Raw genomic sequence first — 17,737 nt, 5'->3', positions numbered from 1 at the left:
GCACCGCGAAATCGAACAAAAGTTAATCCCCACCAAGGAGGGAACACCGTGAGCGAAGTGGTCAAGCTTGAGCGTCATGACGAGGTCGGGATCGTCACGGTCAACAGCCCTCCGGTCAACGCGCTGAGTGCCGCAGTCCGCGGTGGCATACTGGAGTGCGTCAAGGCCGCAATCGCCGATCCCGCCATCAAGGGCATCGTGCTGACCTGCGCCGGCCGCACCTTCATTGCAGGTGCCGACATCACCGAATTCGGCAAGCCGCCGAAGCCGCCCGCCCTCAACGACGTGCTCTCCGAGATCGAGAACTCGCCGAAGCCGGTGGTTGCCGCGATCCACGGCACCGCGCTCGGCGGCGGCCTCGAGGTCGCGCTCGCCTGTCATTTCCGCGTCGCCGTCAAGGAAGCCAAGCTCGGCCTGCCCGAGGTGAAGCTCGGTCTGCTGCCGGGCGCCGGCGGCACCCAGCGCCTGCCGCGCGCGGTTGGTCCCGAGCTCGCCGTCAAGATGATCGTCGGCGGCGATCCCATCGGTGCTGCGGAAGCGCTGAAGAACGGCCTGATCGAGGAGATCGTCGAGGGACCGGCATCGGGCGGCGAAGCTTTCGTGCGCAAGCTGCTGGCCGAGAAGCGTCCGCTGCGGCGGCTGCGCGACGACGATTCCAAGATTGCGGCCGCCAAGGCCGACCGCTCGATCTTCACCAATGCGGTCGCCGCCATGACCAAGAAGTCGCGCGGCCTGGAGGCGCCGTTCGCCGCCGCCGACGCCGTGGGCTACGCCATTGACCTACCTTTCGACGAAGGTTTGAAGAAGGAACGCGAGGGCTTCCTGAAGCTCGTCGCCAGCGATCAGTCCAAGGCGCAGCGCTATGCCTTCTTCGCTGAGCGCGAAGCCGCCAAGATCGCCGGCGTTCCTGAAGGCACCAAGTCGCGCCCCGTGAACCGCGTCGCCATCCTCGGCGCCGGCACCATGGGCGGCGGCATCGCGATGTCCTTTGCCAATGCCGGCATCCCCGTCACGCTGATCGAGACCGGTGAGGAGCAGCTCAAGCGCGGCATGGGCATCATGCAGAAGAACTGGGAAGCGACCGCGGCGCGCGGCGGCATCCCGGCTGACGCGCCCGCCAAGCGGATGGCGCTGATCAACGGCGTCGTCGGCATCGAGAATGTCGGCGATGCCGACCTCGTCATCGAAGCCGTGTTCGAGACCATGGCGGTGAAGAAGGAAGTGTTCGGCAAGCTCGACCAATACGTCAAGCCCGGCGCCGTGCTCGCCTCCAACACCTCCTACCTCAACATCGACGAGATCGCGAAGTCGACCAAGCGTCCGCAGGACGTGCTCGGCATGCACTTCTTCTCGCCGGCCAACGTCATGAAGCTGTGCGAGATCGTGCGCGCCGACAAGACCGCGCCGGACGCCCTTGTCACGGCCGTCTCGATCGCGCGCAAGATCGCGAAGGTGCCGGCCGTGGTCGGCGTCTGCGACGGTTTTGTCGGCAACCGCATGCTCGCCCAGCGCGGTAAGCAGTCGGAGAAGCTGTTGTTCGAGGGCGCCTTGCCGCAGCAGGTCGATGCCGTCGTGACAAAATTCGGCATGCCGATGGGGCCGTTCGCGATGGGCGATCTCGCCGGCCTCGACATCGGCTGGCGCTCGCGGAAAGATCGCGGCATCAAGTCGGAGATCGCGGACGCGCTGTGCGAAGCCGGCCGTTTCGGCCAGAAGACCGGCAAGGGCTATTACAAGTACGAAGCCGGCTCCCGCGCGCCGATGCCGGATCCGGAGGTCGAGAAGCTGATCGACGAGACGCTGCTGCGTCTTGGCCGCAAGAAGCGAATCGTCAGCGACGAGGAGATCCTCGAGCGCATGATGTATCCGATGATCAACGAGGGCGCGAAGATCCTCGAGGAGGGCATCGCGGCGCGACCCTCCGACATCGACGTGGTCTGGCTCTACGGCTATGGCTGGCCGATCTACCGCGGCGGCCCGATGTTCTGGGCCGACAGCGTCGGCCTCAAGCACATCGCCGATCGCCTGGCCTTCTATGCCAAGGAGACCAACGATCCGAGCCTCGAGCCCGCCCCGCTGCTGAAGAAGCTCGCGGCCGAAGGCAAGACCTTCGCCTCGCTGGCGGCGGCATCGAAGGCGGCTTGATGGCCGTAGTCTATCCGCATGTCATTCCGGGATGGCCCGAAGGGCCAGGCCCGGAATCCATCTCTCCTCAGGGCGTGCGGCCCGATGGATTCCGGGTTCGATGCTTCGCATCGCTCCGGAATGACGACCGAGTGTGATGCAAACAATGACCCATCCCGGCGAACAGTTTTATCCTGAGGGCGTGCGTTGGGACGATACCATCGTCCAGGGCACGCTGCCCGACCTGTTGTCGAAGGCAGCTGCCGACTACGGCCCGCGCACCGCGCTGGAATTTCGAGACCGTCCGATCACCTATACCGAGCTCGCCGCCATGACCGAGCGCGCCGCCGCGGCATTCCTGCGCGCCGGCTGCGGCAAGGCTACGTCGATCGCGCTGTTCCTCGGCAATTCGCCTGACCATCCCGTCAATTTTTTCGGCGCGCTGAAGGCGGGCGCCCGTGTTGCGCATCTGTCGCCGCTCGACGGCGAGATCGCGCTGACTCACAAGGTCTCGGATTCCGGCTCGCGCCTGCTCGTCACCTCGAACCTCCAGGCGCTGCTGCCGACCGCGCTGAAATTCCTGGACAAGGGACTGATCGACCGCCTCGTCGTCTGCGAGGACGATGATTGGGGCAAGGTCGGCACGCCGCAGGCGGCGATCCCCGATGATCCCCGCATCGTCACCTTCAAGGCCTTCGTCGAGGGGGCGGCTGCGCCTGCGCAATGGCCGTCCGTGACGGCCGACGACGTCGCGCTGCTGCAATATACCGGCGGCACCACCGGCCTGCCCAAGGGCGCCATGCTAACCCACGGCAATCTCACCTCGGCCGTGTCGATCTACGATGTCTGGGGCAAGCCGAACCGCGCCGCGCGCGGCGAGGTGATCGAGCGCGTGATCTGCGTGCTGCCGCTGTTTCATATCTATGCGCTCACCGTCGTGCTGTTGTCCTCGCTCAGCCGCGGCAATCTGATCTCGCTGCATCAGCGCTTCGACGTCGAAGCCGTGATGCGCGACATCGAGGTCAAGCGCGCGACTTACTTCCCGGGCGTGCCGACGATGTGGATCGCGATCGCCGCGCTCCCCGATCTCGACAGGCGCGACTTCTCCTCGCTCGCCACCATCGGCTCCGGCGGCGCGCCGCTGCCGGTGGAGATCGCGAGCTTCTTCGAGCGCAAGGTCGGCAAGAAGCTGAAGAGCGGCTGGGGCATGACCGAGACCTGCTCGCCCGGCACCGGTCATCCGCCCACGGGCCCGGAGAAGCCCGGCTCGATCGGCCTGATGCTGCCCGGCATCGAGCTCGACGTGGTCGCCCTGGACGATCCCAGGCGCGTGCTGCCGCCGGGCGAGGTCGGCGAGATCCGCATCAAGGGCCCGAACGTCACCAAGGGTTATTGGAATAAGCCGGAGGGATCCACGGATGCCTTCGTCGACGGCCGCTTCCTCACCGGCGACATCGGCTATGTCGATGCGGACGGCTATTTCTTCCTGGTCGATCGCAAGAAGGACATGATCATCTCCGGCGGCTTCAACGTCTATCCGCAGATGATCGAGCAGGCGATCTACACCATCCCGGGCGTGCACGAAGTGATCGTGCTCGGCATTCCCGACCAATATCGGGGCGAAGCCGCCAAAGCCTTCATCAAGCTGAAGCCGGACGCAAAGCCGTTCTCGCTCGACGAGCTGCGCACCCAGCTCGCCGGCAAGCTCGGCAAGCATGAATTGCCGGCCGCCGTCGAATTCGTCGACGATTTGCCGCGCACGCCGGTCGGAAAATTGTCGCGCCACGAATTGCGCCAGCAGCAGAAACCGTCACAATCCGTTCAACACGCATCAGGAGGTCGTTCTTGACCGACGCCGTCATCGTTTCCACCGCCCGCACCCCGATCGGCAAGGCCTATCGCGGCGCGCTCAACGCCACAGAGGGCGCCACGCTGCTCGGCCACGCCATCGGCGAAGCCGTCGCGCGCGCGAAAGTCGATCCGAAGGAGATCGAAGACGTCGTGATGGGCGCCGCGCTGCAGCAGGGCGCGACCGGCGGCAACATTGCGCGCAAGGCGCTGCTCCGCGCCGGCCTTCCCGTTACCGTCGCCGGAACCACGATCGACCGCCAATGCGCCTCGGGCCTGCAGGCGATCGCGTTGGCCGCGCGCTCGGTGATCTTCGACGGCGTCGAGATCGCGGTCGGCGGCGGCGGCGAGTCGATCTCGCTCGTGCAGAACGACAAGATGAACGGCTTCCACGCCCAGGATCCGGCGCTGCTCAAGATCAAGGGCGAGGTCTACATGCCCATGATCGACACGGCGGAAGTCGTCGCCAAGCGCTACGGCATCTCGCGCGAGAAGCAGGACGAATATTCGCTGGAGAGCCAGCGCCGAACCGCCGCGGCTCAGCAGGGCGGCAAGTTCAAGGACGAGATCGCGCCGATCACGACGCAGATGGCGGTCACCGACAAGGCGACCGGCACTGTCTCGATGAAGGACGTCACGCTGTCGCAGGACGAGGGTCCGCGTCCCGAGACCACGATCGAGGGCCTCGCCGGCCTCAAGCCGGTGCGCGGCGAAGGCTTTTCGATCACGGCCGGCAATGCCAGCCAGCTCTCGGACGGTGCCAGCGCCAGTGTGATCATGAGCGACAAGGAAGCGTCCAAGCGTGGTCTTGCGCCGCTCGGCATCTTCCGCGGCTTCGTCTCGGCCGGCTGCGAGCCGGACGAGATGGGCATCGGCCCGGTCTTCGCCGTGCCGCGCCTGCTCAAGCGCCACGGCCTCACCGTCGACGATATCGGCCTCTGGGAGCTGAACGAAGCGTTCGCGGTGCAGGTGCTGTATTGCCGTGACAAGCTCGGCATCGACCCCGAGAAGATCAACGTCGACGGCGGCGCGATCGCGGTCGGCCATCCCTACGGCATGTCGGGCGCCCGTCTCACCGGCCATGCCCTGATCGAAGGCCGCCGCCGCAAGGCGAAATACGCGGTCGTCACCATGTGCGTCGGCGGCGGCATGGGCGCGGCCGGGCTGTTCGAGATTTTGCAGTAAGTCACAGGAGGATCCGATGGATCTCGCATTCACGAAAGAAGAGCAGGCGTTTCGCGAGGAAGTGCGGCAGTTCTTCCGCGACAACGTGCCGCCGGATACGCGGCGCAAGATGGTCGAGGGCCGCCACCTCTCGAAGGACGAGATGGTGACTTGGTGGCGCATCCTCAACAAGAAGGGCTGGGGCGTCAGCCACTGGCCCAAGCAATATGGCGGCACGGGCTGGACCAGCGTGCAGCACTACATCTTCAACGAGGAGCTGCAGTCCTATCCGGCGCCGCAGCCGCTCGCCTTCGGCGTCAGCATGGTCGGTCCGGTCATCTACACCTTCGGCAATGAGGAGCAGAAGAAGAAGTACCTGCCGCGCATCGCCAATGTCGACGATTGGTGGTGCCAGGGCTTCTCCGAGCCGGGCTCGGGCTCCGACCTCGCCTCGCTCAAGACCAAGGCCGAGCGCCGTGGCGACAAGTGGATCATCAACGGCCAGAAGACCTGGACCACCTTGGCGCAGCACGCCGACATGATCTTCTGCCTCTGCCGCACCGACAACAACGCCAAGAAGCAGATGGGTATCTCCTTCATCGTGTTCTCGATGAAGTCGAAGGGCGTCACCGTACGCCCGATCCAGACCATCGACGGCGGCCATGAGGTCAACGAAGTCTTCTTCGACGACGTCGAAGTCCCGATCGAGAATTTGATCGGCGAGGAGAACAAGGGCTGGGACTACGCCAAATTCCTGCTCGGCAACGAGCGCACCGGCATCGCCCGCGTCGGCGTCTCCAAGGAGCGGCTGCGCCGCATCAGGGATCTCGCCGGCAAGGTCGAATCCGCAGGCAAGCCGATCATCCAGGACGCCGCCTTCCGCGAGAAGCTGGCGGCCTGCGAGATCGAGCTGAAGGCGCTCGAGCTGACCCAGTTGCGCGTCGTCGCCGACGAGGGCAAGCACGGCAAGGGCAAACCCAATCCGGCATCCTCCGTGCTGAAGATCAAGGGCTCCGAGATCCAGCAGACCACCACCGAGCTGCTCATGGAAGTGATCGGCCCGTTCGCCGCGCCCTACGACGTGCACGGCGACGACGGCTCGAACGAAGCCATGGACTGGACCGCCCAGATCGCGCCGAGCTACTTCAACAACCGCAAGGTCTCGATCTACGGCGGCTCCAACGAGATCCAGCGCAACATCATCGCCAAGGCGGTGCTGGGGCTGTGATCCGTTTCCTCTCCGCGAAGGCGGAGAGGGCAATAGTCCACCGTCATTCCGGGGCGCGACGAAGTCGCGAACCCGGAATCCATCGGGCCGCATACGCTGAGGTGAGATGGATTCCGGGTCCGGCCCTTCGGGCCATCCCGGAATGACGAAGCCAAATAAGTCCGGGTACGAGGAAAGAGAAATGGATTTTGATCTGAACGAGGAGCAGCGGCTTCTCAAGGAAAGCATCGACGGCCTGCTGACCGACTCCTACGATTTCGAGAGCCGCAAGAAATACATGGCGGAGAAGGGCGGCTGGAGCAAGACGGTCTGGCTCAAGCTCGCCGAGCAGGGCCTGCTCGGCCTGCCGTTCAGCGAGGCCGATGGCGGCTTCGGCGGCGGCGGCGTCGAGACCATGATCGTGATGGAAGCGCTCGGCAAGGCGCTGGTGCTCGAGCCGTATCTGGCAACGGTCGTGATCGGCGGCGGCTTCCTGCGCCATGCCGGCTCCGATGCGCAGAAGGCCGCGCATGTGCCGGGGATCATCGACGGCAGCAGGACGCTGGCGTTCGCCCAGCTCGAGAAGAACTCGCGCTACGATCTGTTCGACGTCACCACCACGGCGAAGAAGAAGGGCGACGGCTGGATCATCGATGGCGAGAAGTTCGTCGTGCTGAACGGCGAGAACGCCGACACGCTCGTCGTCACCGCGCGCACCAAGGGTGAGCGCCGCGACAAGACCGGAATCGGCGTGTTCCTGGTGCCGGCGAATGCCAAGGGCGTGACGAAGAAGTCCTACCCGACGCAGGACGGCCTGCACGCCGCCGACATCACCTTCACCGGTGTCGAGGTCGGCGCTGATGCCGTGCTCGGCAATCCCGACGACAGCCTCGCGTTGATCGAGCGGGTGGTCGACGAAGCCCGCGTCGCGCTCTGCGCCGAGGCGGTCGGCTTGATGGACGAGTCGCTCAAGACCACCGTCGAGTACATCAAGACCCGAAAGCAGTTCGGCGTCGCGATCGGCTCGTTCCAGTCGCTGCAGCACCGCGCCTCCGACATGTTCGTCGCGGCCGAGCAGGCCCGCTCGATGTCGATGTTCGCGACCATGGCCAACGATTTCGACAACGCCAAGGAGCGCAGCAACGCGATCGCCGCGGCCAAGGTGCAGATCGGCAAGTCGCTGAAATTCGTGGGACAGCAGGCGATCCAGCTCCACGGCGGCATCGGCATGACCATGGAGGCGAAGATCGGCCACTACTTCAAGCGCCTCACCATGATCGAGAACTCGTTCGGCGACACCGACTACCACCAGCGCCGCGTCGCCGACGCCGGCGGGTTGATCTAGCCACGCTGTCATCCCGGGGCGCGCGTAGCGCGAACCCGGGATCCATCGGGCGGCAGTACGCGTGGTGAAATGGATTCTCAGGTGCGCACTTGCGCACTATAGCTCGCGAGTTCGCCGCGCCCCGGAATGACCAGGAAGAAGGCGAACAAATGAAAAACACCCCGTTCGATCTCACCGGCAAGGTCGCCGTGGTCACCGGCTCCAGCCGCGGCATCGGCCGCTCCTCCGCCGAACTCCTTGCCAGGCTCGGCGCCAAGGTGGTCGTCTCCTCGCGCAAGGCCGACGCCTGCCAGGAAGTCGCCGACGGCATCATCGCGTCCGGCGGCGATGCCACAGTCATCCCCTGCAACATCGCCCGCAAGGCCGAGGTCGAGGCACTGATCGCGGGCGCCACCAAGCATTACGGCAAGATCGACATCCTCGTCTGCAACGCCGCCGTCAATCCCTATTACGGCCCGCTGCTCGACATCACGGACGAGGCCTTCGACAAGATCATGGGCTCGAACGTCAAGAGCAACATCTGGCTCTCCGCGCTCGCCATCCCGCAGATGGCGGAGCGTGGGAACGGCTCCGTGGTCATCATCTCCTCGATCGGCGGCCTGCGCGGCTCCACCGTGATCGGTGCCTACGGCATCTCCAAGGCGGCCGACTTCGCGCTGTGCCGCTCGCTCGCCGGCGAGTGGGGCCCGAAAGGCGTCCGCGTCAACTGCATCGCGCCCGGCCTCGTCAAGACCGATTTCGCACGCGCATTGTGGGAAGACGAAGCCATGCTGAAGCGCCGCACCGCGACCACACCGCTGCGCCGCATCGGCGAACCCGACGAAATCGCCGGCGCCGTAGCCTACCTCGCCTCGGACGCATCGAGCTTCATGACCGGACAGACCATCGTCATCGACGGCGGCGTGACCACGGCGGCGGTGTAGGCCTGCTTTCCCTCTCCCCTTGTGGGAGAGGGTGGATCGCCGCGCAGCGGCGAGACGGGTGAGGGGTCTCTCTCCGCGTGTGGCCCCCTCTCGCATTATTCTTCGCCGATAGAACCCCTCATCCGGCGCTTCGCGCCACCTTCTCCCACAAGGGGAGAAGGGAAGTAGCCGCTCGCCTGCATCCAACCTTGACCTTGCCGCCCTAATCCGCTCCCTTTGGCGCGACTTGATGACCCCTCCAGGGGAACGCTGAGCTCAACGCCAAGGTAAGCCGCCATGTCTTTCGTCCTTGCCATCGACCAGGGCACCACCTCCTCGCGCGCGATCGTGTTCCGCGGCGATATCTCGATTGCTGCCAAAGCGCAGCAGGAGTTTCCGCAGCATTTTCCGGCTTCGGGCTGGGTGGAGCACGAGCCGGAGGACATCTGGACCTCGACGGTGATGGTCTGCCGCGAGGCGATCGAGCAGGCCGGCATCAGCGCAAAGGACATCGCCGCGATCGGCATCACCAACCAGCGCGAGACCACCGTGGTGTGGGACCGCGCCACGGGCCAAGCCGTGCACCGCGCCATTGTCTGGCAGGACCGCCGCACAGCCGACATCTGTGCGAAACTCAAGGCGGAAGGCCGCGAGCCCGTGATCTCGCAGAAGACCGGCCTGATCATCGATCCCTATTTCTCCGGCACCAAGGTCGCCTGGATCCTCGACCACGTTCCCGGCGCCCGCGCGCGCGCCGCCCGCGGCGAGCTGATGTTCGGTACCGTCGATTGCTACCTGCTCTGGCGCCTCACCGGCGGCAAGGTGCACGCCACCGACGCCACCAACGCCTCGCGCACGCTGCTGTTCAACATCCACACCGGCCAGTGGGACGACGAACTCCTGGAGATCATCGGCGTGCCGCGCTCGATGCTGCCCGAGGTGAAGGATTCCTCCGCGCGCTTCGGCGAGAGCACGCCCGATCTGTTCGGCGGCGCCATCGCCATCTCCGGCATCGCCGGCGACCAGCAGGCCGCGACCATCGGCCAGGCCTGCTTCCGCCCGGGCATGATGAAATCCACCTACGGCACCGGCTGTTTTGCCCTGCTCAACACCGGCACCACGCCGGTTGTCTCCAAGAACAAGCTGCTCACCACGGTTGCCTATCAGCTCGACGGCAAACGCACCTACGCGCTGGAAGGCTCGATCTTCGTGGCGGGCTCAGCGGTGCAATGGTTGCGCGACGGCCTCGGCATCATCAAGCACGCCGCCGAGACCGGACCGCTTGCCGACCAGTCCGACTCCATGCAGAGCGTCTATCTCGTTCCGGCCTTCGTCGGCATGGGCGCGCCCTACTGGAATCCGCGCGTGCGCGGCGCGCTGTTCGGCCTCACCCGCAACACCGGCCCCGCCGAGCTCGCCCACGCCGCGCTGGAAAGCGTCTGCTACCAGACCTTCGACCTCTGGGCTGCGATGCGCGCGGACTGGCCGAGCTCGGAAACCGCCAGCGTCGTGCTTCGTGTCGACGGCGGCATGACCGCGTCGGACTGGACCATGCAGCGCCTGGCGGATCTGCTCGATGCTCCCGTCGACCGCCCCGTGATCCAGGAGACCACGGCGCTCGGCGCCGCCTATCTCGCCGGCCTCAACGCCGGCGTCTATCCCGAGCCGACGAAGTTCGCCGACAATTGGCGATTGGAGCACCGCTTCAAGCCGAACATGAGCCAGGCGACGCGCGAGCGGAAGCTCGCGGGCTGGGCGAGGGCGGTGAAGGGCGTGCTGGCGAGCGATGAGGGGGAGGCCTGACACGCCTCTGTCCACATCGTCGTCCCTGCGAACGCAGGGACCCATACCGCGTGATTTATCGAGTTGTGTACGATAGCGGTAACGAGCGATGAGTCTTCGCAAAACTGCGCCCTGTGGTTATCGCGACGAGCGCAAACGCTCGCGTGGAGGTCCCGGATCTGCGCGCGCTTGTCCGGGACGACATAGGAGTGCGCGCCGGCTTTCGAGCCTCCCTTGATGAAGCAGGGCGACCAACCATGATCCTCCCCGACGGCTACTCCGATATCCTCGCAGGCAAGATCGCCGCTGTCGTCACCCATCTGGAGATGACGGTGCCTCCCGCGCGCCGCGACGATCCGCCCGGCGCGTGGTCGCTGCGCAAGGTCGATACCCCTGCACTTGATTGGTACCGCGATCTCTTCCGCCGCGTCGGCGAGGACTGGCTGTGGTTCTCGCGCGCCCGTATGACCGACACGGACCTCGCCGCGATCATCCACGCGCCTGATGTCGAGATCTACGCTCTGACCGCAGACGGCAGCGACGAAGGCCTGCTCGAGCTGGACTTCCGCGAGCCCGGCCAGTGCGAGCTGGCCTATTTCGGCGTCACCTCTGGCCTGATCGGCACCGGCGCCGCCCGCTTCCTGATGAACCGCGCGCTGGAGCGCGCCTGGTCGCGCGACGTCCGCCGCGTCTGGGTCCACACCTGCACGCTCGATCATCCCTCCGCCGTTGCCTTCTACCAGCGCTCCGGGTTCCGCCCCTTCCGCCGCCAGATAGAAATCGCCGACGATCCGCGCCTCGACGGGACGGCACGGCGCGATGCGGCGAGGCATGTGCCGATCATTGAGTAGTGCGGCTGCGTCCCGACTGTCATTGCGAGGAGCGCTTGCGACGAAGCAATCCAGAATCCCTTCGCGGAGGTAGTCTGGATGCTCTGCTATGCTTGCAATGACGCAGTGAGGCGTCGCGGTCGCGTTTCCAATTGTCGGAGCAATTCGCGATAGCGTCGTATGCCGAATGGAGCGGTTATCAGGATCAATGGGCGCCACCCCCGATCCTGCCACCCTTGGCTAGCTATCGAAATTTACCGCCGTTGTATTGGCGCCGCAGACCAGAACCGCAACCCGCTCGGTGGGCGAGGGACGATAGCGGCCGGAGAGCACCGCCGCAAAGGCGGCTGCGCCGCCGGGCTCGGCGACGAGGCGCAGGTGCGACCATAGCGCGGCCTGGGCCTGCCGGATCGCATCGTCGCTGACCAGGACGACGCGCTCCACATGGGCCCGCGCGATCGGAAACATCAGTTCGCCGACGCGCCGCGGCGCCAGGCTGTCGGCGGCAAGACCGCCGGCCGGCGCATCGACCGGGGCGCCCGCTTCGAAGGCCGTATGCAGGGTTGGCGATTGCTCCGGCTCGACCGCGACGATGCGCGTCCTGCCGGCGTACCACGCCGCAATGCCCCCGATCAGTCCGCCGCCACCGACCGCCACCAGCAGCGTGTCGATGCCGGGCGCATCCTGCTCCAATTCCAATCCGACGCTGCCCTGGCCGAGCAGGGTTTCGGCCTGGTCATAGGCATGGACGGCCAGCGCGCCGGTCTGCGCGACATGGGCTTCACTCGCGGCGAGCGCATCGGCGTAGCGGTTGCCCGCGATCACGAGCTTGGCGCCATAATTTCGAATGCGCTCGGCCTTGGCCGGCGAGGTGATGTCAGGCACGAAGATCGTGGCAGGAAGGCCGAGCCGCTGCGCCGCATAGGCCACGGCCGCGCCGTGATTGCCGCCGGACGCGGCGACGACACCGGCCCGCGGCACCGGCCGCAGCAACAGATTGGCGAAGGCGCCGCGCGCCTTGAACGATCCGGAATGCTGCAGCATCTCGAGCTTGAGCGTGAGAGGCGCCCCGGGCAGGCCGAAATCGGCGAGATCGGCCTGAACGAGCGGCGTACGCCTGATATGCGGACGGATGACGGCCTCGGTCGCCGCAATCCGCTCCCGCGTGATGTCGAGGTCCATCGTCACTGCCATGATGCCTCCAGACTAGCGCAAGGCAGAGTTGACATCAATTAGGTAATTAGCAAAATAACTAAATGAGATTTACCGTCGCCTTGCGCGCGCTCGCCAACGAACGCCGCCTGCAGATCCTGGAATGGCTGCGGGATCCCCGGAAGCATTTTCGCGAGCAGGCCGATGGCGACCTGGTCGAGGACGGCGTCTGCGGATTGCTGATCGCCGAAAAGCTTGGCGTCAGCGCGCCGACAGTGAGCGAGCACATGCGGGTGCTGACATCGGCCAAGCTGGTGCGCGCCAAGCGGATCAAGCAGTGGACGATGTACAAGCGCAACGAGACGGCCATCGCCGCGATCAAGCGATCGATTCAGGACGGGCTTTGACCGGCGTGGTGCGTGACGCCGTCGCCGGCGTCGTTGCAGCCGGCGCAATGCACCATTTCCAAGATATTTGTTGCGCCGCACCGCGCTGGTCGTGGAGACTGATCGGCCCTGCCTCGTCCAACCGGGAAGAGCGAGAACCATGTTCCTGATCGGCCAATATGATTCCCCCTTCGTCCGCCGGGTCGCGATTGCGCTGCGGCTCTACGGCCTCGCCTTCGAGCACAAGCCGTGGTCGACCTTCGGCGACGCCGACAAGATCGCGCCATACAATCCGCTGCGCCGGGTGCCGACCCTGGTGCTCGACGATGGCGAGGCGCTGATCGAAAGCACGATCATCCTGGATTATCTCGACGACCTCGTCGGCGCCGAGAAGGCGATGCTGCCGCGTGGCGGCACCGAGCGGCGCAAGCATTTGCGCATCTGCGCGCTCGCCTCCGGCCTCGGCGACAAGGCGGTGAGCCTGCTTTATGAACGCGTGCTGCGGAAGGAACAGCTCACGCTATGGGTCGAGCGCTGCCAGGCGCAGATCGGCGACGTCCTCAAGGTGCTCGAGGCCGAGCGCGCCAAGGTGACGACGCCATACTGGCTGGGTGAGCGCATTGGCCACGCCGACGTCGCGGTGGCCTGCGTCGTCCGCTTCACCCGCGAGGCGCATCCGCAGCTGTTCGATGCCTCGCGTTATCCAGCCGTGAGCGCGCATGCCGCGCGCTGCGAGGCCTTGCCGCCCTTCAAGGAGATCGTGCAGCCGCTGGCCCCGCCGAAGGGGTGAGGCACTCTCGTGTCCCGGGCGCGGCGCAGCCTAGGCGATGCGTAGCATCGTCCGGTAACGCTGCGCCGCAGAGCCGGGACCAAGGGGACTCGGATTGCTTGGAGATGCGGGCCCCGGCTCTGCAGCGCACCGCTTTGCGTTGCGCTGCGTCCGGGGCACGAAACCGAGCGCAAGGTGAAGGGCGCGCCTATCCGCCGGAGTGCGAAGATCACCACAGCAGCCGATGATGCAATCCTACCCCTGTTTTGCCCGACGCCGCAAACGCGGCTCCGACGCGCCCGAAATCACTCAACCTTTTCAACCCCATTCTACTGTGCATGGGGTTGTTTTCGCATTTTCTGTTTGGCAGGCGGGCCTATCCCGCCCCTGCGCGCTTCTTCTGCCAGACCAGGTGCACCGCGCAGGTGCAGCCCGGCGGGTGAGAGGCAAGGTCCTTTGACGTCTCGTCGTTCGCCGCCGTTGCCGCAAAGGTGTTGTCGGTCTGTTGCGACGGGATGTAGTTCAACACCGGCGCGAGCCAGCGCTCGGTCTCCGCGACGCTCATGCCCTTGCGCGCGGCATAGTCCTCGACCTGGTCGCGCTCGATCTTGCCGACGCCGAAATAATAGCTCGCAGGGTTTGCGAAATAGAGCCCGGACACGCTGGAGCCCGGCCACATCGCAAAGCTCTCGGTCAGCTTCACGCCGCAGGTCGCTTCCGCGTCGAGCAGTTCGAACAGCGTCGCCTTCTCGGTGTGATCGGGCTGCGCGGGATAGCCCGGCGCCGGGCGGATGCCCTGATACTTCTCCAGGATCAGGTCTTCGGTAGACAGCGCCTCGTCCGGCGCATAGGCCCAGAACTCGCGGCGCACGCGGGCATGCATGCGCTCGGCAAAGGCTTCGGCGAGCCGGTCGGCCAACGCCTTGCACAGGATCGAGGAGTAATCGTCGTTGGCCATCTTGAAGCGATCGGCCACCGCATCCTCGCCGATGCCGGCGGTGACGACGAAGCCGCCGACATAGTCGGGCACGCCCGCGGGCGCGACGAAGTCGGCGAGCGCGGCGTTGAAGCGGCCCTCGCGCTTCTCGAGTTGCTGGCGCAGCGTGTGCAGCGTCGCGATCTTCTTCGTGCGGCTCTCGTCGGCATAGAGCGCGATGTCGTCGCCTTCGGCGTTCGCCGGCCAGAAGCCGATCGTGGCACGCGCCCGGAACCACTTTTCCCTCACGATGGTGTCGAGCATCTTGCGTGCGTCGTCATAGAGCGAGCGCGCGACCTCGCCGACCTTGGCATCGTCGAGAATCGCGGGGAAGCGGCCGGCGAGCTCCCAGGTCTGGAAGAACGGCGTCCAGTCGATGCAGTCGACGAGCTCGGCGAGATCGTAATCGTCAAAACTCCTGATGCCAAGGAAGGTCGGCTTGACCGGCTTGTTCGCGGTGAAATCGACCGGCACGCGGTTGGCGCGGGCGGCGCCCAGCTTCAGCCGCTTCTTGTCGGCCTGCGCGCGCAGATGCGCGTCCGAGATTTTTGCGTATTCGGCGCGCACCTCGGCGGCATAGGCCTCGCGCTTCTCCGGCGACAGCAGCGAGGAGGCGACGCCGACGGCGCGGCTGGCGTCGTTGACGTGGACGACGGGACCGGCGCGATAGCTCGGGTCGATCTTGACCGCCGTATGCACGCGGCTCGTGGTGGCGCCGCCGATCAGCAGCGGCAGCTTGAGGCCCTCGCGCTGCAATTCACCGGCGAAGAACGCCATCTCGTCGAGCGAGGGTGTGATCAGGCCGGAGAGCCCGACGATGTCGGCCTTCTCCGCCTTCACGGTCTCGACGATCTTGGCGGCGGGCACCATCACGCCGAGGTCGATGACCTCGAAATTGTTGCACTGGAGCACGATGCCGACGATGTTCTTGCCGATGTCGTGGACGTCGCCCTTGACGGTCGCGAGCACGATCTTGCCGGCGGAGGAGGAGCCTTCCGTGCCGATGCCGTTCGCAAGGTTGCGCGCCTTCTCCTCTTCCATGAACGGCATCAGCCAGGCCACCGCCTGCTTCATCACGCGGGCGGATTTCACCACCTGCGGCAGGAACATCTTGCCGTCGCCGAAGAGATCGCCGACCACGTTCATGCCGGCCATCAGCGGACCCTCGATGACGTCGAGCGGGCGTGACGAATTCTTGCGGGCTTCCTCGGTGTCCTGCTCGATGAATTCGGTGATGCCGTGGACCAGGGAATGCGACAGTCGCTTCTCCACCGGCCATTCGCGCCAGGCCAGATCGGCTTCCTTGGTCTGGGTCTTGTTGCCGCGGAATTTCTCCGCCAGCGCCAGCAGACGCTCGGACGCGCCCGGATCGCGATTGAGGACGACGTCCTCGCACACCTGACGCAGCTCGGCATCGATGTCGTCATAGACGATCATCTGGCCGGCATTGACGATGCCCATGTCCATGCCGGCCTTGATGGCGTGATACAGGAACACCGAGTGCATGGCCTCGCGCACCGGCTCGTTGCCGCGGAACGAGAACGAGAGGTTGGAGACGCCGCCCGAGATGTGCGCGCCCGGCAGGTTCTGCCGGATCCAGCGCGTCGCCTCGATGAAGTCGACGCCGTAATTATTGTGCTCCTCGATGCCGGTCGCGATCGCGAAGATGTTGGGATCGAAGATGATGTCCTCGGGCGGGAAGCCGACCTTGTTCACCAGGATGTCGTAGGCGCGCTTGCAAATCTCGGTCTTGCGCGCAAACGTATCGGCCTGGCCGACCTCGTCGAACGCCATCACCACCACGGCCGCACCATGGCGGCGGGCGATCTTGGCCTCAAAGATGAACTTCTCCTCGCCCTCCTTCATCGAGATCGAATTGACGACCGGCTTGCCCTGTACGCATTTCAGGCCGGCTTCGATCACCGAAAATTTCGAGGAATCGACCATCACGGGGACGCGGGCGATGTCGGGCTCGGCGGCGACGAGGTTGAGGAAGGTCACCATCGCGGCTTCCGAATCCAGAAGCCCCTCGTCCATGTTGACGTCGATGATCTGCGCACCGTTCTCGACCTGGTCGCGTGCGACCTGGAGCGCTGCGGTGTAGTCGCCGGCGGTGATCAGCTTGCGGAAGCGGGCGGAGCCGGTGACGTTGGTGCGCTCGCCGACGTTCACGAACGGGATCGCATCAGTCAGGATGAACGGCTCGAGGCCGGACAGCCGCAAGCGCGGTTCGATCTCCGGCACGATGCGCGGCTTGTGCGGGGCAACGGCGGCGGCAATCGCTGCGATGTGCTCCGGCGTGGTGCCGCAGCAGCCGCCGACGATGTTGACGAGGCCGTCGCGGGCGAATTCGCCGACGAGGCGCGCCATGTATTCCGGCGTCTCGTCATACTGGCCGAACTCGTTGGGCAGGCCGGCGTTCGGATAGGCGCAGACGAGCGTATCGGCGACGCGGCCGATATCCGCGATATGCGCGCGCAGATCTTCGGCGCCGAGCGCGCAGTTGAAGCCGATGGTGACGGGTTTTGCGTGCCGCACCGAATTCCAGAACGCCTCCGGCATCTGGCCCGAGAGCAGGCGACCGGACTTGTCGGTGATGGTGCCCGACACCATCACGGGCATGTCGATGCCGCGCGCTTCGGTGATCTCGGCGATCGCGTACAGCGCCGCCTTGGCGTTCAGCGTGTCGAAAATGGTCTCGACCAGCAGCAGATCGACGCCGCCGTCGAGCATGCCGTTGATCTGCTCGCCATAGGATTTGCGCAGATCGTCGAAGGTGACGGCGCGATAGCCGGGATTGGACACATCAGGCGAGATCGACGCGGTGCGGTTAGTCGGGCCGATGGCGCCCGCGACGAAGCGCGGCTTGCCGTCCTCGGCCTCGACGCGGCGAGCAGCATTGCCGGCGAGGCGGGCGCCTTCGCGCGCCATTTCATAAACAATGTCGGTGAGGTCGTAATCGGCCTGCGCGATCGAGGTGGTCGAGAAGGTGTTGGTCGCGACGATGTCGGCGCCGGCGCGCAAATAGGCCGCGTGGATGTCCTCGATCGCCTGCGGCTGGGTCAGGATCAACAGGTCATTGTTGCCGCGCAAATCGCGATGGAAATTCTTGAAGCGCTCGCCGCGGAAGGCGGCTTCGTCGAACTGCAGGTTCTGAATCATCGTGCCCATGGCACCGTCGAGCACGAGAATACGCTCGCGCGCGGCATTCAGGAGGGCAGTTCGTTTGGCGGAAACGGGTACGGTCATTGT

12 protein-coding genes are annotated in these 17,737 nt (G+C 65.6%); 10 read left to right on the top strand and 2 right to left on the bottom strand.

Going from position 1 to position 17,737, the window contains the following annotated elements:
• Positions 1-48 precede the first annotated feature (48 nt).
• The 8 genes from XH83_RS31635 (at position 49) to XH83_RS31600 (ending at position 11,223) form a co-directional block, all read left to right on the top strand.
• Positions 49-2,145: a 3-hydroxyacyl-CoA dehydrogenase NAD-binding domain-containing protein gene (locus tag XH83_RS31635; protein WP_194404501.1), complete on the top strand. Its 2,097-nt coding sequence runs from the start codon at positions 49-51 to the stop codon at positions 2,143-2,145.
• A gap of 145 nt (positions 2,146-2,290) precedes the next feature.
• Positions 2,291-3,973, top strand: coding sequence for a dicarboxylate--CoA ligase PimA (gene pimA, locus XH83_RS31630; protein ID WP_194404500.1), 1,683 nt, complete (start codon positions 2,291-2,293; stop codon positions 3,971-3,973).
• A complete protein-coding gene (locus XH83_RS31625) occupies positions 3,970-5,157 on the top strand; it encodes an acetyl-CoA C-acyltransferase (protein ID WP_194404499.1) in 1,188 nt (395 codons plus the stop codon). Before pimA ends, XH83_RS31625 begins: the two co-directional genes overlap by 4 nt.
• 16 nt (positions 5,158-5,173) lie before the next feature.
• A complete protein-coding gene (gene pimC, locus XH83_RS31620) occupies positions 5,174-6,364 on the top strand; it encodes a pimeloyl-CoA dehydrogenase large subunit (protein ID WP_194404498.1) in 1,191 nt (396 codons plus the stop codon).
• Between the two features lie 181 nt (positions 6,365-6,545).
• Positions 6,546-7,688 (top strand): pimeloyl-CoA dehydrogenase small subunit, encoded by a 1,143-nt coding sequence (pimD, locus tag XH83_RS31615; protein ID WP_194404497.1) that lies wholly within the window; start codon positions 6,546-6,548, stop codon positions 7,686-7,688.
• Positions 7,689-7,837: 149 nt separating this feature from the next.
• Positions 7,838-8,611: an SDR family NAD(P)-dependent oxidoreductase gene (locus XH83_RS31610; RefSeq protein ID WP_194404496.1), complete on the top strand. Its 774-nt coding sequence runs from the start codon at positions 7,838-7,840 to the stop codon at positions 8,609-8,611.
• Between the two features lie 276 nt (positions 8,612-8,887).
• Positions 8,888-10,393 carry a glycerol kinase GlpK gene (gene glpK, locus XH83_RS31605; protein WP_194404495.1) on the top strand — a complete coding sequence of 502 codons (1,506 nt, stop codon included), beginning with the start codon at positions 8,888-8,890 and terminating at the stop codon, positions 10,391-10,393.
• A 236-nt stretch (positions 10,394-10,629) separates the two neighbouring features.
• Positions 10,630-11,223 (top strand): N-acetyltransferase, encoded by a 594-nt coding sequence (locus tag XH83_RS31600; protein WP_194404494.1) that lies wholly within the window; start codon positions 10,630-10,632, stop codon positions 11,221-11,223.
• Positions 11,224-11,442: 219 nt separating this feature from the next.
• Here the strand turns inward: XH83_RS31600 and XH83_RS31595 are convergent, their stop codons facing one another.
• A complete protein-coding gene (locus XH83_RS31595; protein WP_246776360.1) occupies positions 11,443-12,396 on the bottom strand; it encodes a threonine/serine dehydratase in 954 nt (317 codons plus the stop codon).
• A gap of 62 nt (positions 12,397-12,458) precedes the next feature.
• Here XH83_RS31595 and XH83_RS31590 point away from each other — a divergent pair, with 62 nt between their 5' ends.
• Positions 12,459-12,761, top strand: a complete 303-nt coding sequence (locus XH83_RS31590) for a helix-turn-helix transcriptional regulator (protein WP_194404493.1) — start codon at positions 12,459-12,461, stop codon at positions 12,759-12,761.
• A 139-nt stretch (positions 12,762-12,900) separates the two neighbouring features.
• The gene (locus XH83_RS31585) at positions 12,901-13,530 is read left to right on the top strand and encodes a glutathione S-transferase family protein (protein ID WP_194404492.1); all 630 of its coding nucleotides are present in this window, start codon (positions 12,901-12,903) and stop codon (positions 13,528-13,530) included.
• A 355-nt stretch (positions 13,531-13,885) separates the two neighbouring features.
• Here the strand turns inward: XH83_RS31585 and metH are convergent, their stop codons facing one another.
• Entirely contained in the window at positions 13,886-17,734 is a 3,849-nt protein-coding gene (gene metH, locus XH83_RS31580) for a methionine synthase (protein ID WP_194404491.1), read from the bottom strand.
• Between the last annotated feature and the right edge of the window lie 3 nt (positions 17,735-17,737).

It is taken from the genome of Bradyrhizobium sp. CCBAU 53351, from assembly GCF_015291745.1.
Classification (GTDB): Bacteria; Pseudomonadota; Alphaproteobacteria; order Rhizobiales; family Xanthobacteraceae; genus Bradyrhizobium.
Note: the sequence above shows the minus strand (reverse complement) of the source record. Positions and strands in the feature narration are given on the sequence as shown.